Here is a 21,971-nt window from a genome sequence, read left to right as displayed (position 1 = left end):
GTGAGGAGTTCGGGGGGTTTCAGCCCGTCCGGCGCTTGAGATCTTTTAGCCCGTCCGGCGTTTGAGGACGAGCGCGAAGCGCGACAAGGGGGGTCTGGGGGCGCAGCCCCCAGGTACGGGACGGTAGGGGCGGAGGGGGCGAATTCCCTCTGCCCACACCACCGTGCAGGGCCACCTGGGACGTACATCCCGGCCAGGGGGTGGGGGCGGAGCGGTGTCTCCACCGCCCGCATCACCGAGGGGGTCGCCTGGGACGTACACCCCGGCCAGGGGGTGGGGGCGGAGGGGCGTCTCCACCGCCCGCATCACCGAGGGGGTCGCCTGGGACGTACACGCAGATCGGAGGCGTAGGGGCGGAGGGGGCGACCTCACCCGCCCGCATCACCGCGCGGGGGTCGCCCGGGACGTACTCCGGCTCGGAGCGGTAGGGGCGGAGGGGGGAAATCCCCGCCGCCACGGCGCCGCGCGGGGTCATCCGACGACGTACACCCCAGCCGCGGCAGCGGCAACCGCGGCCTCGGCCGCACGATCCGCAGCCGCGGCATCCGGCGCGACGCCGGTGGTCAGCAACGTGTAGTACAGCGGCGCCGACACCGCACGCACGACAAGCCCCGCATCCGTCCCCACCGGCAACTCCCCCCGAGCGACCCCCTGCTCCACACAAGGCGCCCACTCAGCGACCCGCACCTCATAGAACCGCCGCAACGCCTCCGCCGTACGCGAGTCGCACGCCCCCGCGGCGATGACCGCCCGGAACAACGCCCCCTGCCGAGGATCGGCCAGCGTCCGCCGCACCAGCGCGGCATTGGCCCGCAGATCCCCGAGCACGCTCCCGGTCTCCGTACGGGGCAACGACTGCTCGGCCATATCGCCGAGCAGGTCGGCGACCAGCCCCGCCACCGATCCCCACCGCCGGTACACGGTCGTCTTGCCCACCTCGGCCCGCCGAGCCACATCGGCCAGATCGAGATGCGCGAACCCCTGCTCGGCGAGTACATCCCCCGCGGCCCGCAACACGGCCGCACGGACACGCGCGGTACGCCCTCCGGGACGTACGGTGCCGGGCTCGGCGGACATGGGGGGCCTCCTTGTTCGGGTACGGGACGCTACCGCCAGCGTAACGAAACGACAGCACCGTTTACCCCTCACCGAGCGTCACAACCCCGTGTCGACGCACGTCACGGGCCTGATACCGTCCCCGCCAACGGCCGAATTCTCCCCTGGTCCGCGAAATCCGTTTCACCGCTGAGAGGTTGGAGCATGCAGGACGACGCCGCACCCCAGGACGAGGCGGCCGCGCAGCGCGACGCCGCGGAAGAGGCGTCAGCCTTCTCGCACTCACCCGTGGCCCCGGACGCCACCGCCGCGTACGGCGACCACCCCGACCAGGTGATCGACTTCTACGCCCCGCGCGACCTCGACCCCGAATCCACGGTCCCCGTCCCCGTCGTGGTCGTCCTGCACGGTGGCGCCTGGCGTGCCCCGTACGACCGCCGCCACATCACCCCGTTCGCGGACTTCCTGGCCCGCCGCGGCTTCGCGGTGGCCAACGTCGAATACCGCCGAGGCGGCGCGACGCCCACGCCGCATGGCGGCGCGACGCCCACGCCGCATGGCGGCGCGACGCCCATGCCGCATGGCGACGCGCCCCCCACGCACACTGAACCGGCAGGCCCGACCCCCGCCCCTACCGCCCCCGCCCCCATCGCAGGCCGCTGGCCGGACACCTTCGACGACATCGCGGCCGCGCTCGACGCCCTGCCCGCGCTGGTCCGGGCGGCGCTCCCGCAGGCCGATCCCCGGCGCATGGTGGTCACGGGTCACTCGGCGGGCGGCCACCTCGCTCTGTGGGCCGCCGCCCGCCACCTCCTGCCCCCGGACGCGCCCTGGCGCACCGACCGGCCCGCTCCCCTGCGCGGCGTCGTCGCCCTCGCCCCGATCGCGGACTTCCAGGTCGCGGAGGAGCTCGATGTGTGCGGTGGCGCGGCCCGTCAACTCCTCGGCGGGGAAGGCGGGTTCGCGGAGCGCCTGCCGTACGCCGACCCGGTGCGCCTGCTCCCCACCGGCATCGCCACCACCCTCGTACAGGGCCGCGCGGACATCGTGGTGCCGCAGGCGGTCGCCGAGTCGTACGCCGACGCGGCCGCGAAGGCGGGCGAGGTGGTCGGGCTGACGCTCCTGGAGGGCGTGGGTCACTTCCCCCTGATCGACCCGGCGGCGGACGCCTGCGCGGTGGTGGCCGAGGAGATCGCCCAGCTGGCCTGGTGACCTCTCAACCCGCCTCCTGCTAAGGCGACTTGACCCCAGCTTCACGCCACCCGGTCATACCCGTAATACCTGAGAGCTACCTCGCAGGTGAGCTCCTCAGCGGGACGCGGACGACACGTCACGATCCGTAACTTCCTTCCAGTGACGCCCGACGAGCGGGCGGACGGAAGGGAAGGACACCATGGGATTCCGGGCGAAGCCGAACGCGACGGGAAGAACTGACCACCCCGCGACCTCGACGCCGCCCGCGACAGAGGAACGAGGCTCGTACAAGCCCGACCCGGGAACCGGCGAAGGAACCGGAGTAGGAACTGGCGAAGGCACCGGAGTAGGAACTGGCGAAGGAGCCGGCGAAGGGGGCGGCCGATTCGCCCGGCGTCTGCGTCGCACCCTACTCGCCGCGCTCGTCATGGGCGCCGTAGTCGTCCCCGTCTCCGCCGCCGCCCGTCCCCAGATCCCCGCCCCACCGCCCGCGTCCGTCGCACCGGTGACGCCGTCGACGCTGCACAAGGCGTACGAGGCGAACCGCGCCAACGCCGCGCAGGCGTCCCGCATGGCCGCCGACCACGGCGACCGCACCCGCGCCGCCGCGGACCGCGCCATGGCCGACCCCACCCGCCACTTCCTCTTCTTCGACGGCCGGGCCTCCGGCCGGGCCGTCGAGGTCTTCGGCGACCTCGCCCACGCCAAGCACATAGCCGTCCTGGTCCCGGGCTCCGACACCACCCTGGAGACGTACGACCGCTTCCGCGCCGGCGCCGTCGCCCTGCACAACCGACTCGGCCCGCACACGGCCGTCATCGCCTGGCTGGGCTATGAGACGCCGGGCACGGTGAGCACCACGGCCCTGACGACGGGCCGCGCCCAGGACGCGGCCCCTCACCTCCAACAGTTCCTACGCGAACTGCGCGGCGTCGTCGGCCAGTCGGCGCAGATATCCCTCCTCTGCCACTCGTACGGCACGGTGGTCTGCGGCAGCGCGGCACGGGGCCTGGACGTGGACGTGGACGACATCGCCTTCGTCGGCAGCCCGGGCACCGGCGCGGACTCCGCGGCGGCGCTGCACACGTCCGCCCGCGTCTGGGCGGCCCGGGGCGCCGACGACTGGATCGCGAACGTTCCGCACGCGCGCGTCGACCTCTTCGGCGCGACCGTCGGCTTCGGCACCGACCCGGTGTCCCCGGCCTTCGGCGCCCAGGTCTTCGCGGCAGGCGACGGCGGCCACAGCGACTACTTCACACCGGGCTCGGTGTCCCTGGACAACCTCGCCCGCATCGTCCTCGGCGACACCTCGGAGATGCCCCGTGCGTGAAGTGAACGCAAAACCAACCACAGGCCTGGTGCCCCACCCCCGCTCCTCCCGCTCCTCCTCCCGCTCCTGCTCCCGCTCCTCCTGCTCCCGCTCACTCCGACCCCGCTTCGCCGGCCCCCGCTCCGCATGGAACGCCCTACGCGACGCGGCACAGCGCATCGACAGCGCGACCCCCGCCGGGCGGGACCGCGCTGTCGACGCCCTGCGGGCCCTCGCGATCCTCGGCGTCGTGCTCGGCCACTGGCTGGTGACGGCCCTGGTCACGGACGGCGGCACGCTGCACACCGCGAGCCCCTTGCAGCAGATGCCCTGGCTGGCCCCGATCTCCTGGGCCTTCCAGACACTCGCCGTGTTCTTCCTGGTGGGCGGCCATGTGGCGACGAGAAGTTACGCGTCGGCGCGGGCGCGCGGCACGACGTACGGGCAGTGGCTGCGAGCCCGTCTGGGCCGCCTGTTCAGACCGGTGGCCGCGGTGCTGGCCCTCTGGACGGCGGCCACAGCCTGCCTGCTCCTGTCGGGCACGGGCCTGGAGACGGTCCAGACGTTGGTGAAACTGGCCTTGTCCCCGCTCTGGTTCCTGGTGGTCTTCGCGGGTCTGACCGCGGCGACGCCGTTGGTGACGCGTATCAACCCGCTGTGGCCGCTGGCCGTCGTCCTTCACGTGGACCTCATTCGCTTCGGCCTCGGCGGCCCGTCCTGGCTCGGCTGGGTGAATGTCGCGGCGGGCTGGCTGGTGCCGTACACGCTGGGCGCGGCCTGGACGCGCGGTGAGCTGGAACGGCGGCGCGCGGGCTGGGTGCTGTTCACCGGCGGCGCGGCGGCGACGGCGGCGTTGGTGGCGTGGGCGGGCTATCCGGCGTCGATGGTCGGCGTTCCGGGCGCCGCGGTCTCGAACCTGAACCCGCCGACGCTGGCCGCGGTCACCTTCGGCCTGGCGCAGTGCGGCGTCGCCCTGCTGCTACGCGAACCGCTTCGCCGGGCGATGCGGCGCCGCGTGGTCTGGGCGGGGATCGCCTTCGCCAACCTCTCGGCGATGACGATATTCCTCTGGCACCAGACGTCCCTGATGGCGGTCACCGCCCTCGGCCTCCTCGGGGGGCGCCTGCCCGGCCTGCACACCACTCCCGACGGGCTGGGCTGGGTGGCCGCCCGCCTCGGCTGGCTGCCCGTCTTCGTCCTCGCCCTCACCCTCTGCTGGTGTGCCTTTCGCGCCTATGAACAGGGACCCCGCCGCCGTACCGGCCGCCCGTCCCGCGTGGTCCGTGTCCACCGCCGCCCCGGCCCGGCGGCAGCGAAGGCGGCTCCTCGTGCCTAGGGTTGACCCCGTGACCAGCGCGGAGCACCGGGACCCGAACGGCGAGCCCGCCATTCCTCCCACGTCCCATGATCCGCAGGAGACCCGGCACCACCCCAACTCGCAGGACGCCGCGCGCAACCCCAACGCGCAGAAGGCTGCGCGCAACCCCAACGCGCAGAAAGCCTTCGAGGCCGGCAGACCCCCTGTCACCCGCCCCGCCCGCCCCGCCCGCACCCACGGCGTCGGAACTCTCCTGCGCACGGTCCTGACCGATCTCGGGTCACCGTCGCCCGCGCCGCTGCCGCCGCTGTCCCGGCCGCGGTGGCTCAGGCTGCTGCCCCATGTCGTGGTGTGCTGGATCGCGCTGGGAGTCGCACTCGCGGGCGCGGACGAACTGAACTCCAACTATCACCTGGGCGCGCTGGGCACCGTCACCGGCGTCGCGCAGGGCGTGGCGATCGCCCTGGCCCTGTGGCGACCCGTCCCGGCCTGGTGGCTGTCGCTGGCCGCCACCGTGGTGGCCGCAGCGGCCACCAGCTCAGACATGATGACGGGGATCCCGTCCCTGGGCCCGCAGGGTCCCGACTGGCCGTGGAGCCCTCCCGCCCTCATCGCGCACGCCTTCGTGCTCTTCTTCCTCGCCCTGCGGGTGCCCGCGCGGGTGGCTGCAGGCGCGCTGTCCCTGACGGCCCTGGCCACCTACTTCCTTCAAGGCCTGGTCGGCGGACCGGCCTACCGTCCGACGGGGCTGCTGGCCGTCGTCGTGTTCGCCGCTGTCGTCCTTCTCGGCACCGCCCTCCGGGGCCGCCGCGAGGCCCGCACCCAGCTCGTCGAGCAGGCCTCCTTGACGGAGGAGGAGCGCGCCCGCCGCACGCTTCTGGAGGAGCGCAGCCGTATCGCCCGTGAGCTGCACGACGTGGTCGCCCATCACATGTCGGTGATTTCCATCCAGGCCCAGGTCGCCCCGCACCTGGTGGACAACCCGTCCCAGGAGCTGAAGGAGAACCTGGAGGGCATCCGGCACAACGCCCTCGAGGCGCTGACCGAACTGCGCCGCGTCCTGGGCGTGCTGCGTTCCGAGAACCCCGACGACCCTTACGGTCTCGGTGCCGGTACGGGAACCGCCCCGGATTCCCCGCAGCCCACGCTCGACCGCCTCGACAGCCTCGTCGAGAACACCCGCGCCGCGGGCCTCGACGTGACCACGGAGATCACCGGCGAGCAGCTCCCCCTCGCGCCCGGCGTGGAGCTGTCGGCGTACCGGATCATCCAGGAGGCGCTGAGCAACGCCCTGCGGCACGCGCCGGGCTCCGCGGTCCACGTCGAACTCTGGCACTTCCCCCGCGGCCTCCAGGTGCGGGTGGTCAACTCACGGCCCGAGCGCCCCGCCCCGCCGTCCCCGGGCGCCGGGCACGGCCTGCTCGGCATGCGGGAGCGCGTCGCGATGCTCGGTGGCACGCTCGTGACCTCGCAGACGTCGTGCGGCGGCTTCGCGGTGGCCGCCTTCCTGCCGCGCAACGGCACGGCTCCCGCCGACGACAACTCCACAGGCTCAACAGGAGAAGAGACCTCATGACGAGCGCGAACGGCGCCATTCGCGTACTGATCGCCGACGACCAGCAGATGGTCCGCCAGGGCTTCACCGTGCTGCTCAACACCCAGCCCGGCATCGAGGTGGTCGGTCAGGCGGTCGACGGCCTGGACGCGATCGCCAAGGTCGCCGAACTCGCCCCGGACATCGTCCTGATGGACATCCGCATGCCCGAGCTGGGCGGCATCGAGGCCACCCGCCGCATCACCGAGGACACACCCCGAATCAAGGTGCTGGTGCTCACCACCTTCGACCTCGACGAGTACGTGTACGAGGCTCTGCGCGCCGGCGCCTCCGGATTCCTCCTCAAGGACGCCTCCGCCGACCAGCTCGCCGATGCGGTACGGGTGATCGCCGCCGGTGACGCCCTCCTCGCGCCCGGCATCACCCGCCGCCTCATCGCCGAGTTCTCCCGCCTCGACTCAACCCCCCGAGCGCCCCTCAAACAGCGCATCGGCGACCTGACCGAACGCGAGACCGAGGTCCTCGCCCACATCGCCCAAGGCCTCTCCAACGCCGAGATCGCCCAGCGCCTGGTAGTCGCCGAACAAACCATCAAAACCCACGTAGGCCGCATCCTCGTCAAACTCGGCCTACGCGACCGCACCCAAGCAGCAGTCTTCGCCTACGAATCGGGCTTGGTCCGCCCTTCGGGCTACTGACCCCCACCCACCAGCACCTGCTGACACACAGAAGGCCCCACGCCGGCACCTCGCCCACCCCCACCCGCCAACGCACACAAGGGAGCCGCGCACTCCCACTGACCGGCACCCGCCGACGCACGCGAGGGGGCCGCGCACTCCCACTGACCGGCACCCGCCCCCCGGCGGAAGGGGCCGTGTCGGTACATCGAATGCGCGCATCCGGACGGATCCAAGGAAGACAGCACCTCCCAGCCCACAGCCGATCCGTCCGGATGCGGGCGGATGTACCGGCGCGGCCCCGACCCACCCACCGTGGGCAGGCGACCCCGCACTGCGGCGGGCGACCCCGCACCGAGGGCAGGCGCCCCCGCACCGAGGGCAGGCGACCCCGCGCCGTGGATAGGCGCCCCCGCACCCAGGGCAGACGCCCCCCACCGCCAGCACCCGAACCGCCAGCAGCAGCCCCCCCACAGACGACAGCTCGCCCATACCCGTAGTACCTGAGACGGACCCACAAGGACCCTCCTCACTGGTGACGCCCCAGCCCACCAACGCGGCCTACCGTTTTGAACGTGACCGAGACGACCACGACCCAGAGGCAGACGACGCCACCAGGCGGCGCCAAGCCACGCAGCCCAGAGTTCCGGCTGGCCGCAGACGCCCTGCGCGGCCTACGGCAGGACTTGTTCCACGACGCCTTCGCCTACCGCCCGCTGCCGAGGATGCGTGTCGACGGCCCCCTCACCCGACGCCTCCCCGAGGGGATAAAGGAGTACGCGGCCTGGACCCCGCACGCCACGATCGCGGCAGCCGGCCTGCTGGCAATGTCCGCGGCCTACGCCGCCGGCGACGGCAGCGGCAACATCAGGCCGCTGCTCTGCGCCCTCCTCGCCCTGCTCCCCGTCCTGGCCACCCTGATCCGCCCAGTCGGCGCTTTTTGGTTCTCGCTCGCGGCGACACCGGTAGTCGCCGTGTTCAGCAGCACCTGGAGCGACTGGCCCTGGCTCCCCGGCACGTTCGTAGCCCACGTGACGGTGCTGATGGTCGTGGCACTGCGCACCCGCCCACGCATCGCCGCGTGGATGTGGATGCTGACCGCGGCGTACGGAATGATCGCCGAGACGTTCTTCGGCTCGGGCCACTACGGCACCAACACCGTGCCGCTGCTGTTCATCTCCGCCGTCGCCCTCCTGGTCGTCACCGTCCTGCACATACGCCGCGAGGCCGAGCAGGAGGTGACCGCCCAGCAGTCGGAGACGGCGCAGGAGCGCTCCAAGCGCACGCTGCTCGAAGAGCGCACGACGATCGCCCGTGAACTCCACGACGTGGTCGCCCACCACATGTCGGTGGTCGCCATCCAGGCGGAGGCGGCCCCCTACCGCGTGGAGAACCCACCGCCGGAGCTGGAGCAGGCCTTCGTCACGATCCGGGAGAACGCGGTGGCGGCGCTGACCGAGCTGCGCCGCGTGCTCGGCGTGGTCAGGGCCGAGGACTACGAGGCTCCGGACGCCCCGCAGCCCACGCTCGCCGACCTCGACGCGCTCCTCGCCAATGTGAAGGACGCGGGCCTGACCGTGGAGAAGGCGGTCACCGGCGCCGTGCGCGAACTCCCGCAGGGGGTGGAGCTATCGGCGTACCGCATAGTCCAGGAGGCCCTGAGCAACACCCTGCGGCACGCGCCAGGCGCGGCGGCCCGCGTGGAGATCGCCTACGTCCTCGGCGGGCTCGGCCTGCGCATAGTCAACGGCCCCGCGCCGGCGACGAGCCTGACGAAGTCCACGCACGGCGCGGGGCACGGCATCACCGGCATGCGCGAGCGGGTCACGATGCTGGACGGCGAGATGACGACGGTCGGGACTGACGACGGAGGCTATGAGGTGACGGTGTTCCTGCCGGTGCAGGTGGTGGCGGAGGAGAGCGGATGACGGGCGGCATGATCCGTGTCCTGATAGCGGATGACCAGGTGATGGTTCGCGAGGGCTTCTCCGTGCTGCTGGGCGCGATGCCGGACATCGAGGTGGTCGGCGAGGCGGTCAACGGCCGGGACGCGGTCGAGCGGGTCCGTGAGCTGACCCCGGACGTCGTGCTGATGGACATCCGCATGCCGGAGATGAACGGGATCGAGGCGACCCGGGAGATCGTCGCCGCGGACGGCGCCGCGAAGGTGCTGGTGCTGACGACGTTCGACCTCGACGAGTATGTGTACCAGGCGCTGCGCGCCGGAGCCTCCGGGTTCCTGCTCAAGGACGCCTCGGCGCGCCAACTGGCCGACGGAGTAAGGGTGGTGGCGGCGGGGGAGGCGCTGCTGGCCCCCTCGGTCACCAAGCGGCTGATCACCGAGTTCTCCAAGCTCGCGGACGCGCCCCGGCTTTCCGCCACGGCGCAGGCGGCGTACGGGGATCTGACCGAGCGGGAGACGGAGGTGCTGGTCCTGATCGCCCAAGGCCTTTCGAACGCGGAGATAGCCGAGCGCCTGGTCGTCGCAGAGTCCACGATCAAGACACATGTGAGCCGCATCCTGGTGAAGCTGGGCCTGCGAGACCGGACGCAGGCGGCGGTGTTCGCGTACGAGGCACGACTGGTCACACCGAGGTGAGCTCCGAGCCGCCCCTGTTCAGACGAGACACCACACCCCGGTTGGGACGAGCCGCCCCTGTTCAGACGAGACACCCGGGTTGGGACGAGCCGCCCTTGTTAAGACGAGACACCCCGGTTGAGACAAGCCGCCCTTGTTAAGACGAGACACCCCGGTTGAGACAAGCCGCCCCTGTTAAGACAGGACACCTCTGTTCAGTCGAGACGCCCCTGGTCAGAGAGGGGCGTGCCGGGCTAGCGTCCGTTCATGGCAGCTTTGGAGACTCCGCAGGCCTTCGACCCGTGGGACCCGGCGTTCGTGGCGGACCCGTACCCGGCGTACGAGGAGCTGCGTGCGCGTGGCCGGGTGCACTACTACGAGCCGACCAACCAGTGGCTGGTGCCGCGTCACGCGGAGGTGTCGGCGCTGCTGCGGGATCGCCGGCTGGGCCGGACGTATCAGCACCGGTTCACGCATGAGGACTTCGGGAGGACGGCGCCGCCGCCCGAGCACGAGCCGTTCCACGTCCTCAATGACCACGGGATGCTGGACCTGGAGCCCCCGGACCACACGCGGATCCGGCGACTGGTGTCGAAGGCGTTCACACCGCGCACGGTGGAGCGGCTGAAGCCCTATGTCGACCGGCTGGCGGGTGAGCTGGTCGCCGGTCTGGTGGAGGCCGGCGGCGGGGATCTGCTGACCGACGTCGCCGAGCCGCTGCCGGTGGCGGTGATCGCCGAGATGCTGGGCATCCCCGAGCCGGACCGCGCGCCGCTGCGTCCGTGGTCGGCGGACATCTGCGGAATGTACGAGCTGAACCCGTCCGAGGGGACGGCGGCGAAGGCGGTGCGCGCGTCGGTCGAGTTCACCGAGTATCTGAAGGAGCTGATCGAGGCGCGCCGCAAGGAGCCCGCGGACGATCTGATCTCGGGTCTCATCGCGGCCTACGACGAGGGCGACCGTCTCACCGAGCAGGAGATGATCTCCACCTGCGTCCTCCTTCTGAACGCGGGGCACGAGGCGACGGTCAACGCCACGGTGAACGGCTGGTGGGCACTGTTCCGCCATCCCGAGCAGCTGGCCGCCCTGCGTGCGGACCACTCCCTGATCCCCACGGCGGTGGAGGAGCTGATGCGTTACGACACCCCGCTTCAGCTCTTCGAGCGTTGGGTCCTCGACGACATCGAGATCGACGGCACGACGATCCCCCGGGGCGCCGAGATCGCCATGCTCTTCGGCTCCGCCAACCACGACCCGGCGGCCTTCACGGCCCCCGGGAAACTGGACCTCACCCGCAAGGACAACCCGCACATCTCCTTCAGCGCGGGCATCCACTACTGCATCGGCGCCCCGCTGGCCCGCATCGAACTGGCCGCGTCCATGGAGGCATTGCTGACCCAGGCCCCCACCCTGACCTTGACCACCGAGCCCCAGCGCAAGCCGAACTTCGTGATCCGGGGCTTGGAGGCCCTGAAGGTGAACTTCTAGCCAGGCCCGGCAGGCCTCAGCCCGTCCGGCGTTTGAGGACGAGCGCGAAGCGCGACAGGGGGGTCTGGGGGCGCAGCCCCCAGGTACGGGGAAGGTAGGGGCGGAGGGGGCGAAAACCTCACGTGCTCCAGGTCCCGCCGTCGCAGGCCGGCCAGCCGCACCCCGGCCAGGGCGACCGCGATCGCGGTGAGGAGGACGACCGGCGTCCAGGCCAACTCGCCCCCGGGCAGCTTGGGAAGGTGGCCGGAGGGGGAGAGGTCCATGACAGCTGACGGCACGTTCAGGGCGGGGCCGATCCGAGATCGCCAAGATGATGGACCGCTGGCGCGTGCACTGCGAAAAACCTTCGGCGAAGGGTGACTCGCCGAAGGTCTGGGGTGGTGACTGTCGTCGGGGAACTGCGGACCGCCGTGGCTGGTCGCGCCCACGCGGCGGACCCGCATGTGTCAGTGCCCCGCGCCCCTGACGAGCGCTCTCCTCGACGGGGTCGGCCGGTTACCGCTCCTTCGTCTCCTCCAGCACCGTCCGGCCCAGCAGCGCGTACCGCTCCGGTGCCCGGCGCTTCAGGTACGTCGCGTACGCGAGTCCACCCACCGCGATGAGCGCGACGATCCACGGCGTGGACTTCAGGATGAGTGAGCCGGACTCCGTACCCGCCGCGGCGCCCATGTTGGACACCAGCAGGACCACCACGCCGAGCATCGCGAGGCCGCCGAGGAGCGGAGCGGTGAAGGTCTTGAACCAGTGCCTGCTCTCGGGGTGGTGGGTGCGGAAGTAGGCGAGGACCGCGAAGGAGCAGACGGCCTGGACGACCAGGATGGCCATGGTGCCGAGGATGGCGAGCAGGACGTACGTACCGGTGTACGGGTCCTTGCCGGCGATCCAGAACGCCCCGATCAGCACGGCGCTGACGACCGTCTGGACCAGGCCGGCGATGTGCGGGGAGCCGTGCCGTGGGTGGGTGCGCCCGATCGTCCTCTGCAGGGAGGGGAGTACGCCCTCGCGGCCGAGCGCGTACATGTAGCGGGCGGCGCAGTTGTGGAAGGCCATGCCGCAGGCCAGCGAGCCGGTGATCATCAGCCACTGCATGACGTCGACGGCCCAGTGGCCGACGTAGTGCTCGGTGGGGTTGAAGAAGAGGGCGAGCGGGTTGGCGGAGGAGGCGGCCTTCAGGGCCTCGCTCTCGCCGTTGCCGGTGATGGCCATCCAGGAGACGAAGACGTAGAAGACGCCGACGCCCAGGACGGAGATCATCGTCGCCTTGGGGATGATCTTCTTCGGGTCGCGGGACTCCTCGCCGTACATCGCCGTGGACTCGAAGCCGACCCATGACCAGAAGGCGAAGAAGAGACCGAGTCCGGCGCTGGTGCCCTTGAAGGCGTTGACGGGGTTGACCGGGCCGAAGGTGAAGCCGTGCGGGCCGCCGCCGTGCAGGGCCACGGAGATCGCCATCGCGGCGAGGACGGTCACCTCGGTACCCAGCAGCACGACCAGCAGCTTTTCGGCAACCGAGACGCCGAACCAGGTGCCCGTCGTGTTGACGGCCAGCATCAGGACCGCGAACGCCCACCACGGCACGTCAAGTCCCGTCTGGTCCTTGAGGGTTCCCGTGGCGAAGGTGGAGAAGATGCCGATCAGGGCCGGCTCGAAGACGACGTACGCGAAGGTGGCCAGCAGGCCCGAGGCGAGTCCGGCGGTGCGGCCGAGGCCGTAGGAGATGAAGCCGTAGAAGGCGCCGGTCGAGGTGATGTGCTTCGCCATCGAGGTGAAGCCGACGGAAAAGATCGCCAGGACGACCATTGCGACGAGATAGCTCGCCGGGGCGCCGATGCCGTTTCCGGCGGAGACCATGAAGGGCACGTTGCCCGTCATGGCGGTGATCGGGGCCGCGGTGGCGACGGCCATGAAGACCACGCCGAGCAGGCCGATCGCGTTGGGCTTCAGCCGGTGAACCGTCCCCGCGGCCTCTCCGGACACGGAATCCGTGCCCGCCGCCCCTGGGGCCACGCCCTCTTGTACTGCCATCGAGTGGCCCCTTTCCTCATGCGCTCAGTCGGTGATCGGGTGGTGTGCAACCAGCCGGAATCCTGCTGGGCGAATGAGTCGGCTTACCGGTCGCCGCGTTAAATGTTTGTCAATCAGACCTTTAGAATGGGGAGGGAGCGAACGTCTGCGTTAACTCTCGGTGCGGGCGTGGACCCGGCCCCGCGCCGCTTCGTACGGTCGCCCTCATGAGCACCTACTCCGCCACCCTCGGCGGCCGGAATCACACCTTCGCCGGCCTCGCGCCGCTGCTCGCCGCTGCGAGCCCCGAGCGGTCGGGCGACCGGCTCGCCGGGCTGGCCGCCGAGTCCGCGCAGTCGCGGGTCGCGGCCCGGTGGGCGCTGGCCGAGGTGCCGCTTGCGCGGTTCCTCGCCGAACCGGTGATCCCGTACGAGGACGACGACGTGACCCGGCTGATCGTGGACAGCCACGACACGGCGGCGTTCGCGCCGGTGGCGGCGATGACGGTCGGGGAGTTCCGGGAGTGGCTGCTGTCCGAGGCGGCGGACGCGGCGGCGCTCGCCGCGCTGGCCCCCGGGCTCACGCCCGAGATGGTGGCCGCCGTCTCCAAGCTGATGGGCAACGCGGACCTGGTGGCCGTCGCCCGCAAGGTACGGGTCGTCACGGCGTTCCGCTCCACGATCGGCCTGCCCGGCCGCCTCGCCACCCGGCTCCAGCCCAACCACCCCACCGACGACCCGGCCGGAGTCGCCGGGGCCCTCCTCGACGGACTCCTCCTCGGCTCAGGCGACGCGGTCATCGGCATCAACCCGGCGACGGACAGTCCGAAGGCGGTACGCGACCTGCTGGAGCTGCTCGACGGCGTGATCGACCGCTACTCGATCCCCACCCAGTCCTGCGTCCTGTGCCACGTCACCACCAGCGTCGACCTGATGGAACGCGGCGCCCCGGTCGACCTTGTCTTCCAGTCCATCGCCGGTACGCAGGCCGCGAACGCCTCCTTCGGCGTCACGCTGAGCCTGCTCGACGAGGCGTACGAGGCGGCGCGAGGGCTGGGCCGGGGCACCGTCGGCCACAACGCCCTGTACTTCGAGACCGGCCAGGGCAGCGCGCTGTCCGCCGACGCGCACCACGGGGTGGACCAGCAGACGGTGGAGGCACGGGCGTACGCGGTCGCCCGCCGCTACGACCCGCTCCTGGTGAACACGGTCGTCGGCTTCATCGGACCGGAGTACCTGTACGACGGCCGACAGATCCTCCGCGCGGCCCTTGAGGACCACTTCTGCGGCAAGCTGCTCGGCCTGCCCATGGGCCTGGACATCTGCTACACCAACCACGCCGACGCGGACGACGACGACATCGCCACCATGCTGACGATGCTCGGCGTCGCGGGCGCCTCCTTCGTGATCTGCACACCGGGCGGCGACGACATCATGCTCAACTACCAATCCGCCTCGTACCACGACGCGTTGTACCTGCGCGAGGTCCTCGGGCTGCGCCCGGCACCGGAGTTCGAGGCATGGCTGGAGCGGATCGGGCTGCTGGACGCCGGCGGCGGGATCAGGGATGTGTCGGGTACCGGGCACCCGTTGATGACGATCGGTAAGGAGCTCGCGGCATGACGGATCGCCAACTCGCCTCTCTGGTACGAGCTTTGGTGGCACCCGAGTCGGACGCCGCGCTGTGGGCGACCCTGCGCCGGCACACCCAGGCCCGGATCGGGCTCGGGCGGGCCGGGTCGGCGCTGCCCACCCGGCACCGGCTCGAGCTGCAGGCCGCGCACGCCGCCGCGCGGGACGCGGTGCACTCGCCGTTTCGGCCGGAGGCGGTCGCGGGGGCGTTGACGGGGGTGCCGACGGTACGGGTGCGCAGTGCGGCGGCCGATCGGCTCACCTATCTCCAGCGGCCCGATCTGGGGCGGCGGCTGGACGACGTCGACCGGGCGCATCTGCCCCGGGACGAGTGGGACGTGGTGTTCGTGGTCGCCGACGGGTTGTCCAGCCGGGCCGTGCACGAGCACGCGGCGCCGGTGATCCGGGAGACGACGGCGCTGTTGCCCTCGGGGTGGCGGGTCGCTCCCGTTGTGCTGGCCGAGCAGGCTCGGGTGGCGCTGGGGGACGATGTCGCGCATGCGCTGGGGGCCGAGCTGGTGGTGGTGCTCATCGGGGAGCGGCCCGGGATGTCCGCCGCGGACTCCCTGGGGGCGTATCTGACCCACACGCCGCGGCCCGGTCGCACCACCGACGCGGACCGCAACTGTCTCTCCAACATCCGGCCCCCGCTGGGGCTGTCCTACGCCGGGGCCGCCGCCAAGCTGGTCGCCCTGATGGGGCGGGCGCGGGAGCTGGGCGCCACGGGGGTGACCCTGAAGGACGACTCGGACCCGGCGCTGTCGGCCGGGTGAGCGTGGGGGTGTTTCGCCCCCTCCGCCCCTACCCGTCCCGTACACCTGGGGGCTGCGCCCCCAGACCCCCCTGTCGCGCTTCGCGCTCGTCCTCAAACGCCGGACGGGCTAAGGCCTGCCCGGCGGCAGTATCAACCCCCACGCCCCCTCCCGCACCGTCCACGTCCGGGTCCGTACCGGGCCGCCCACGACGGAATCCGCCCGGTACCGGAAATCCGCGCCGGACACGGTGACCCGGCGTCCGACCACCCGCAGCGGCGCGGCCTCCGCGCCCACGGACGCGGGCCGCACCTCCACCTCCGCACCCCCCGACACCCCCGGTGTCACCGACACGGCCTCGACGGGATGGTCGAGGTCCACCAGGAGCACCCCGTCGACCTCCACCCGAAGCCGCGCGGGCCCGGGCCTGGGCACGGTGGCCAGTCGGGTGGGCCGCACGGCGAGCGTCCGGACCAACGACTGGCAGGTCCGAAGCCACGGATGGGGCGGCGCCGAGGAGGCGCCGGGGGACGGCGAGGGTCGCGACGGGATCCGCAGCGTGCCCAGCACCACCCCGTCACTGTCGTCCACCAGCAGATCGAGCCGCCGCTCGGCCCCGTCGAGCACGGCCCGGGCCGCGGCCACGGCCCCCGTCGGCACGCCGAGCGAGCGGGCCAGCGACAGCGCACCCCCCACCGGCACCAGCGACAGCCCGCACACCGCGAGCTCCCGCCGCCGGTGGAGCAGGGCCACCGCCCGCAGCAGCGCCCCGTCGTCGCCGATCACGACCGGCCTGCGGGACCCCCTGCGGATCAGCGCCCGGGCAAATTCCTCGGGCCCGTCCGGCAGGCACACTTTCGTCGCCGCACCCCCGCTGAGCACGTCTTTCGCGATCCGTACGGACTCGCCGTCGGTCCGGCGGGCGACCGGGTCGATGACCACCAGAAGCTGGTCGGAAGGCGCCACCTCGGTCCTGCCTCGCTTCCTCGGGTAGCATCTTTGTGCAAGAGCCCCTTGCGCTATTGCGCCAGGGGCTTCGTCTATTCCGGGGCATCCGGTCCGACGGTCGCGGCCAAAGGAGGTCGCCGGCGTACGCAGCCGTATCGAAAACCAGCCGCGTACGTCCCCGACCTTGGACATGCCCCGCCCGGAAGGGGTGTACGCGCGTGCCCGCACTTGTGCTGCTCGGTGCTCAGTGGGGTGACGAAGGCAAGGGAAAGGCCACGGACCTGCTCGGTGGTTCAGTGGATTATGTGGTGCGCTACCAGGGCGGCAACAACGCCGGCCATACGGTAGTCGTGGGCGACCAGAAGTATGCCCTGCACCTCCTCCCTTCCGGAATCCTCTCGCCGGGGTGTACCCCGGTCATCGGTAACGGAGTCGTCGTCGACCCGTCGGTCCTGTTCTCCGAGCTGAACGGGCTGAACGAGCGAGGCGTCGACACGTCCAAGCTCCTGATCAGCGGAAACGCGCACATCATCACGCCGTACAACGTGACGGTGGACAAGGTGACGGAACGCTTCCTCGGGAAGCGGAAGATCGGTACGACAGGCCGCGGCATCGGCCCGACGTACGCGGACAAGATCAACCGCGTCGGCATCCGCATCCAGGACCTGTACGACGAGTCGATCCTGACGCAGAAGGTCGAAGCGGCCCTCGAGGTCAAGAACCAGCTGCTCACCAAGCTCTACAACCGCCGTGCCATCGAGGCGGGCCAGGTCGTGGAGGAGCTGCTGGGCTACGCGGACCGGCTGAAGCCGTACGTCGCGGACACCGTCCTGCTCCTCAACCAGGCCCTTGAGCAGGACAAGGTCGTGCTCTTCGAGGGCGGTCAAGGCACGCTCCTGGACATCGACCACGGTACGTATCCGTTCGTGACGTCCAGCAACCCGACTGCGGGCGGGGCGTGCACGGGTGCCGGTGTCGGGCCGACGAAGATCAGCCGGGTCATCGGCATCCTCAAGGCGTACACGACCCGCGTCGGCTCGGGCCCGTTCCCGACCGAGCTGTTCGACGCGGACGGCGACGCGCTGCGCCGCATCGGCGGCGAGCGGGGTGTGACGACCGGTCGCGACCGGCGCTGCGGCTGGTTCGACGCCGTCATCGCCCGCTACGCGACCCGTGTGAACGGCCTGACCGACTTCTTCCTCACCAAGCTGGACGTCCTGACCGGCTGGGAGGAGATCCCGGTCTGCGTGGCGTATGAGATCGACGGCAAGCGCGTCGAGGAGCTCCCGTACTCCCAGACCGACTTCCACCACGCGAAGCCGGTCTACGAAACGCTTCCGGGCTGGTCGGAGGACATCACCAAGGCCAAGACCTTCGCGGACCTCCCGAAGAACGCCCAGGCGTACGTCAAGGCCCTCGAGGACATGTCGGGCGCGCCGATCTCCGCGATCGGTGTCGGCCCGGGCCGCGACGAGACGATCGAGATCAACTCGTTCATCTAGAACGCGTGGTCGGATATGAGTGCGCCCCCGGCAGACATCCGGGGGCGTACTCGTCCCTGGGGGTCCGGCCTCAGCGTGCGGTCAGTTGCCGCAGGTGGTCGGCGGTGCCGTTGTCGTCCCACTGGAGAACCTGGGCGCCGGTCGTGGTGCTCATGCCGTCCACGCCGAGCAGCAGGCCGCTGTTGTAGTTGGCGATCTTGTAGTAACCGTCGCCGGTGGGGATGAGCTGCCAGAGGTGGTTGGTTCGTTCCGTTGTCGCCCCAGATGAGCGCGGTGCCGCCGTCGGCGGTGCCTGCGTCCTTGATGCCGAGGAGCAGACCGCTCGCCTTGTTCGTGATCTTGTAAAGGCCCGATCCGGCGGAGGCCAGGGTCCAGGACCGGGTGGTACCGGTGCCGGACGTCGCCTGCACGACGGACGTTCCCTGGGCCGTGCCGGCGCTCTGGGTGTCCAGGGCGAGCCCACTGTTCTTGTTGGTGATCCGGTAGGTCCCGGCGAGTGAGGTGGAACCGCCGCTGGGCGTGATCACCAGGTGGTAGCCGTCCGAGGCGTTCATCGCCACGGGGACCGTGATCGCGCCGTTCGAGAGCGGGGCGTGGACGTCCCCGGCGACATCGCGGTCGTCGGCTACGACAACTGGGACACCATGGCGCTGGCCTGCCGCCCGCCGCTGACCACCATCGACATGGACCTCGCCGAGATCGGCCGGATCGCCGCGCTGCGGCTGCTGGAGGCGATCGACTCCGACGAACCGGCGCCAGGGGTCCACACGGTTCCGTGCCGGCTGGTGGTGCGGGAGTCCAGCTGAACGGGCCCGAGCGGGAGCCCGCCGTGAGGGCGAGGACCCTTCCCGCCGGCGTCGGCGCGAACTGACCGTTAATTGACCGGGACATGGGGTGTTCCTGGTTTCGGAAGGGGTACGTCCGCGACCACGATCTACGCGTGTAGTCCCCGCACGGCTCGCACGGCCCGTTCCCCTGCCCGCGTCACCCCTCTCTCAGGAGCCCCGTATGCCCGTCAATCCCTTGAACCGCCGGGAGTTCGTGAAGAAGTCGGCCGTCACCGGTGCGGCCGTGGCCGTCGCGGGGACGGCCGCCGCGCCCGCGGCCCAGGCCGCGGACCGTAGGCCCCCGAAGGCGCCCCGCACCTGGTCGTTCTCCATCCTCGGCACCACCGACCTGCACAGCCACGTCTTCGACTGGGACTACTACACGGACGCGGCCTACAAGGACAAGGCGGGGAATTCGGTAGGCGTCGCGCGCGTCGCCACCCTCATCAAGCAGCAGCGCGCCGCCAAGGGCGAGGACCACGTACTGCTCGTCGACGCGGGCGACATCATCCAGGGCACCTCGCTGGCGTACTACTACGCCCGCGTCGACCCGATCACCGGCGACAACGCGCCGAAGCACCCGATGGCGATCGCCATGAACGCCATGCGGTACGACGCCGCCGCGCTCGGCAACCACGAGTTCAACTACGGCATCGAGACGCTCCGCAAGTTCGAGAAGCAGTGCCACTTCCCGCTGCTCGGCGCGAACGCGCTGGACGCCAAGACCCTCCGGCCCGCCTTCCAGCCGTACGCCGTGAAGCGCGTCTGCGTCCCCGGCGCCCCCGACATCAAGGTCGGCATCCTCGGTCTCACCAACCCCGGAATCGCCCTGTGGGACAAGGACAACGTGGCCGGGAAGATGTCCTTCACGGGTCTGGTCGAGCAGGCGAAGAAGTACGTGCCGCGGCTGCGCGCGCTGGGCTGTGACGTGGTGTTCCTGACGGACCACTCCGGGCTCGACGGCTCGTCCTCCTACGGCAGTGAACTCCCGTACATCGAGAACGCGTCGAACCTGGTCGCCGAGCAGGTCCCCGGCATCGACGCGATCCTCGTGGGCCACACCCACACCGAGGTCTCGTCCTACACGGTCACGAACAAGGAGACCGGCAAGGACGTCGTCCTCTCCGAGCCGTACTGCTACGGCATGCGGCTGACCGTCTTCGACTTCGAGCTCGAACTCGTCCACGGCCAGTGGAAGGTCACCAGCACCAAGGCGCAGACCCTCAACAGCAACACGGTCGAGGAGGACGCGGAGATCACCAAGCTCCTCAAGGCGGACCACGACCTGGTCGTGAAGTACGTCAACACGCCGGTGGGCACGTGTACCGCGGATCTCTCCGCGGCCGAGGCCTGCTGGAAGGACGTCCCGGTCATGGACTTCATCCACCAGGTCCAGATGGCGACGGTGGCCACCGGCCTGTCCACGGCCGACGCGGCGCTCCCGCTCATCTCGGTCGCCGCGCCCTTCAGCCGCACCGCCGACATCCCCCAGGGCGACGTCACCATCCGCGACGTCGCCGGCCTCTACATCTACGACAACACCCTGTACGGCAAGAAGCTCACCGGCGCCCAGCTCAAGGACTACCTGGAGTACGCGGCGAAGTACTACCACCAGGTGCCGAGCGGCACGAAGGCCGACACCGCGACGCTGACGAACGCCAACAACTTCTGGGACTACATGTACGACACCGCCGCGGGCGTCTCGTACGACATCGACATCGCCCAGGCCGAGGGCTCCCGGATCAAGAACCTCAGCTACAACGGCGCCGCGGTGACGGACGACCAGGTCTTCGTCGTCGCCGTCAACAACTACCGCGCCAACGGAGGCAGCGGCTACCCGCACATCGCTGCCGCCGACATCGCCTACAGCTCCACCAACGAGATCCGCCAGCTGATGATCGACTACGTCACGACCAAGGGCGCGCTGAACCCCGCTGATTTCGCCGCGACCAACTGGAAGCTGACGCAGGACGGCACGCCGGTGTTCTAACGGTTCCGGACGAAGGCGGCCCAGGCTTCACCGGTGACGGTGAGGGTTGGGCCGCCGGGGGTTTTTGAGTCGCGGATGTGGATGGAGGTGGCGTGGGGGCAGGGGGCGACCTCGACGCATTCGCCGCCGCTGTCGCTGCTGTACGACGACTTGCGCCAGGTGTAAGCGACTTCGAGGCACTGGCCGCCGCTGCTGTCGCTGTAGCTCGACTTGAACCACCGCAGTGTGCTGCTCATTTCCGTTCTTCTCCTGCCAGCCGCTCGAGCAGGCTCAGCGAGTCGTCCGGGCTCAGAGCCTGTGTGCGGATCTTCGCATAGCGGTGGGAGAGTTGGGCCACCTTGGCTGGATTGCTGACCAGGATGCTCTCGTCCTCGATCTCCAGGTAGACCACGTGGTGGTGCTCCTCCGTCTCGACCAAGACCATGTTGCCGCCAGATCCCGCGTGAGCGCCGCGCAAGCCGCGCTCCAGCGGCAGCACTTGGACGCAGACGTTGTCGCGCTGGGCATCCTGGGCGAGCGAGCGCAGCTGCCCGCTCTGCACCTCCCAGCTCCCGAACGGCCTCCGAAGCACGGCCTCGTCGAGGATCAGCTCGATCATGGCGGTCGGATCGCGGTCGAAGAGGGCCTTGCGAGCCATGCGCGCCTCGACCAGCTCCTCCGCCTTGGCCTCGGGCAGCTTGGGGAAGCCGCCCCCGATCAGCGCCCGCGCGTACGCCTCGGTCTGGAACAGACCGTCGACCACGTACGTCTGGTACGACGACAACGTCACCGCCCGCGCCTCCATCAGGGAGAAGTCCTTGAACTGCGGCGGATACTTGTCCAGCAGCACAAAGGTCCGCGCCTTCTCGAAGACCCCGAGCCCGCCCCCGATTGTCTCCTCCAGCTTGACGAGCATCTGGTCGCTCGCGGGCTGCGCGCAGGTCTCCATGGCGCTGACAGCCGAACCGGTGTAGCCGATCTTCTTGCCCAACTGGTCCTGGGAGAGCTGCTGCTGTTCACGCAGCGCCTTCGCCAGGGCGGCGACAAGATGCGCCGTACCGCCCGCCTCCGTCTTGTTCTCTGCTCGCGCCAACGCGGTCACCCCTGGACTCAACCGAACTCAACCGGCCTCAACTCACCCCCGCCCCCGCCCGACCGTGATC

18 protein-coding genes and 2 pseudogenes are annotated in these 21,971 nt (G+C 70.6%); 13 read left to right on the top strand and 7 right to left on the bottom strand.

Annotated features, from left to right (window positions below):
• Positions 1-471: 471 nt before the first annotated feature.
• The gene (locus AB0D27_RS30115) at positions 472-1,077 is read right to left on the bottom strand and encodes a TetR/AcrR family transcriptional regulator (RefSeq protein ID WP_362515152.1); all 606 of its coding nucleotides are present in this window, start codon (positions 1,075-1,077) and stop codon (positions 472-474) included.
• A 183-nt stretch (positions 1,078-1,260) separates the two neighbouring features.
• On the opposite strand from AB0D27_RS30115, the gene AB0D27_RS30110 reads away from it, so the two are divergent.
• The 8 genes from AB0D27_RS30110 (at position 1,261) to AB0D27_RS30075 (ending at position 11,175) form a co-directional block, all read left to right on the top strand.
• Positions 1,261-2,268: an alpha/beta hydrolase gene (locus AB0D27_RS30110; RefSeq protein ID WP_362515150.1), complete on the top strand. Its 1,008-nt coding sequence runs from the start codon at positions 1,261-1,263 to the stop codon at positions 2,266-2,268.
• Between the two features lie 379 nt (positions 2,269-2,647).
• The gene (locus AB0D27_RS30105) at positions 2,648-3,580 is read left to right on the top strand and encodes an alpha/beta hydrolase (protein ID WP_362515160.1); all 933 of its coding nucleotides are present in this window, start codon (positions 2,648-2,650) and stop codon (positions 3,578-3,580) included.
• A gap of 157 nt (positions 3,581-3,737) precedes the next feature.
• On the top strand, positions 3,738-4,895 hold the full coding sequence (locus tag AB0D27_RS30100; protein WP_362515158.1) for an acyltransferase: 1,158 nt from the start codon (positions 3,738-3,740) through the stop codon (positions 4,893-4,895).
• Between the two features lie 247 nt (positions 4,896-5,142).
• A complete protein-coding gene (locus tag AB0D27_RS30095) occupies positions 5,143-6,453 on the top strand; it encodes a sensor histidine kinase (protein WP_362515156.1) in 1,311 nt (436 codons plus the stop codon).
• On the top strand, positions 6,450-7,130 hold the full coding sequence (locus tag AB0D27_RS30090; protein WP_362515148.1) for a response regulator transcription factor: 681 nt from the start codon (positions 6,450-6,452) through the stop codon (positions 7,128-7,130). Before AB0D27_RS30095 ends, AB0D27_RS30090 begins: the two co-directional genes overlap by 4 nt.
• Positions 7,131-7,684: 554 nt before the next feature.
• Positions 7,685-9,037, top strand: coding sequence for a histidine kinase (locus tag AB0D27_RS30085; RefSeq protein WP_362515146.1), 1,353 nt, complete (start codon positions 7,685-7,687; stop codon positions 9,035-9,037).
• Positions 9,034-9,708, top strand: a complete 675-nt coding sequence (locus AB0D27_RS30080; RefSeq protein ID WP_362515144.1) for a response regulator transcription factor — start codon at positions 9,034-9,036, stop codon at positions 9,706-9,708. Before AB0D27_RS30085 ends, AB0D27_RS30080 begins: the two co-directional genes overlap by 4 nt.
• A gap of 246 nt (positions 9,709-9,954) precedes the next feature.
• On the top strand, positions 9,955-11,175 hold the full coding sequence (locus AB0D27_RS30075) for a cytochrome P450 (protein WP_362515142.1): 1,221 nt from the start codon (positions 9,955-9,957) through the stop codon (positions 11,173-11,175).
• Positions 11,176-11,303: 128 nt separating this feature from the next.
• Here AB0D27_RS30075 and AB0D27_RS30070 read toward each other — a convergent pair.
• Positions 11,304-11,471, bottom strand: a pseudogene (locus AB0D27_RS30070) (ABC transporter permease); the annotation flags it as partial.
• Positions 11,472-11,670: 199 nt separating this feature from the next.
• Positions 11,671-13,200 (bottom strand): APC family permease, encoded by a 1,530-nt coding sequence (locus AB0D27_RS30065; protein ID WP_362515140.1) that lies wholly within the window; start codon positions 13,198-13,200, stop codon positions 11,671-11,673.
• Between the two features lie 206 nt (positions 13,201-13,406).
• Here AB0D27_RS30065 and AB0D27_RS30060 point away from each other — a divergent pair, with 206 nt between their 5' ends.
• Entirely contained in the window at positions 13,407-14,801 is a 1,395-nt protein-coding gene (locus AB0D27_RS30060) for an ethanolamine ammonia-lyase subunit EutB (RefSeq protein ID WP_362515138.1), read from the top strand.
• Complete coding sequence (eutC, locus tag AB0D27_RS30055; RefSeq protein ID WP_362515136.1) at positions 14,798-15,583, top strand: ethanolamine ammonia-lyase subunit EutC; 786 nt, start codon at positions 14,798-14,800, stop codon at positions 15,581-15,583. The genes AB0D27_RS30060 and eutC overlap by 4 nt, the downstream gene beginning before the upstream one ends.
• A gap of 108 nt (positions 15,584-15,691) precedes the next feature.
• Here the strand turns inward: eutC and AB0D27_RS30050 are convergent, their stop codons facing one another.
• Positions 15,692-16,528: a diacylglycerol kinase family protein gene (locus tag AB0D27_RS30050; RefSeq protein WP_362515134.1), complete on the bottom strand. Its 837-nt coding sequence runs from the start codon at positions 16,526-16,528 to the stop codon at positions 15,692-15,694.
• 200 nt (positions 16,529-16,728) lie between these two features.
• Between AB0D27_RS30050 and AB0D27_RS30045 the strand changes: the two genes are divergently transcribed.
• Entirely contained in the window at positions 16,729-18,012 is a 1,284-nt protein-coding gene (locus AB0D27_RS30045) for an adenylosuccinate synthase (RefSeq protein WP_362515132.1), read from the top strand.
• Positions 18,013-18,332: 320 nt separating this feature from the next.
• On the opposite strand, the pseudogene AB0D27_RS30040 reads toward AB0D27_RS30045, so the two are convergent.
• Positions 18,333-18,566 (bottom strand): annotated as a pseudogene (locus AB0D27_RS30040) (RICIN domain-containing protein); the annotation flags it as partial.
• A 39-nt stretch (positions 18,567-18,605) separates the two neighbouring features.
• On the opposite strand from AB0D27_RS30040, the gene AB0D27_RS30035 reads away from it, so the two are divergent.
• Positions 18,606-18,818 carry a substrate-binding domain-containing protein gene (locus AB0D27_RS30035; protein ID WP_362515131.1) on the top strand — a complete coding sequence of 71 codons (213 nt, stop codon included), beginning with the start codon at positions 18,606-18,608 and terminating at the stop codon, positions 18,816-18,818.
• 202 nt (positions 18,819-19,020) lie between these two features.
• Positions 19,021-20,829, top strand: a complete 1,809-nt coding sequence (locus tag AB0D27_RS30030; RefSeq protein WP_362515130.1) for a 5'-nucleotidase C-terminal domain-containing protein — start codon at positions 19,021-19,023, stop codon at positions 20,827-20,829.
• Here the strand turns inward: AB0D27_RS30030 and AB0D27_RS30025 are convergent.
• Together AB0D27_RS30025 and AB0D27_RS30020 are read right to left on the bottom strand one after the other, a co-directional pair.
• Positions 20,826-21,065 carry a DUF397 domain-containing protein gene (locus AB0D27_RS30025; protein WP_362515128.1) on the bottom strand — a complete coding sequence of 80 codons (240 nt, stop codon included), beginning with the start codon at positions 21,063-21,065 and terminating at the stop codon, positions 20,826-20,828. The two genes, AB0D27_RS30030 and AB0D27_RS30025, sit on opposite strands and share 4 nt — an antisense overlap.
• Complete coding sequence (locus AB0D27_RS30020) at positions 21,062-21,910, bottom strand: helix-turn-helix transcriptional regulator (protein WP_362515127.1); 849 nt, start codon at positions 21,908-21,910, stop codon at positions 21,062-21,064. Before AB0D27_RS30020 ends, AB0D27_RS30025 begins: the two co-directional genes overlap by 4 nt.
• Positions 21,911-21,971: the final 61 nt, after the last annotated feature.

The sequence above is a fragment of the Streptomyces sp. NPDC048415 genome (genome assembly GCF_040651675.1).
GTDB lineage: Bacteria > Actinomycetota > Actinomycetes > Streptomycetales > Streptomycetaceae > Streptomyces.
The sequence above is the reverse complement of the archived record's forward strand: the minus strand, read 5'-3'. Positions and strand labels throughout refer to the sequence as shown.

Bases quoted from the DNA above. Each gene is read 5' to 3' on its own strand.
- AB0D27_RS30115 (WP_362515152.1), bottom strand. From the start codon at position 1,077: ATGTCCGCCGAGCCCGGCACCGTACGTCCCGGAGGGCGTACCGCGCGT.
- AB0D27_RS30110 (WP_362515150.1), top strand. From the start codon at position 1,261: ATGCAGGACGACGCCGCACCCCAGGACGAGGCGGCCGCGCAGCGCGAC.
- eutC (WP_362515136.1), top strand. From the start codon at position 14,798: ATGACGGATCGCCAACTCGCCTCTCTGGTACGAGCTTTGGTGGCACCC.
- AB0D27_RS30025 (WP_362515128.1), bottom strand. From the start codon at position 21,065: ATGAGCAGCACACTGCGGTGGTTCAAGTCGAGCTACAGCGACAGCAGC.
- AB0D27_RS30065 (WP_362515140.1), bottom strand. From the start codon at position 13,200: ATGGCAGTACAAGAGGGCGTGGCCCCAGGGGCGGCGGGCACGGATTCC.
- AB0D27_RS30060 (WP_362515138.1), top strand. From the start codon at position 13,407: ATGAGCACCTACTCCGCCACCCTCGGCGGCCGGAATCACACCTTCGCC.
- AB0D27_RS30090 (WP_362515148.1), top strand. From the start codon at position 6,450: ATGACGAGCGCGAACGGCGCCATTCGCGTACTGATCGCCGACGACCAG.
- AB0D27_RS30080 (WP_362515144.1), top strand. From the start codon at position 9,034: ATGACGGGCGGCATGATCCGTGTCCTGATAGCGGATGACCAGGTGATG.
- AB0D27_RS30075 (WP_362515142.1), top strand. From the start codon at position 9,955: ATGGCAGCTTTGGAGACTCCGCAGGCCTTCGACCCGTGGGACCCGGCG.
- AB0D27_RS30030 (WP_362515130.1), top strand. From the start codon at position 19,021: ATGCCCGTCAATCCCTTGAACCGCCGGGAGTTCGTGAAGAAGTCGGCC.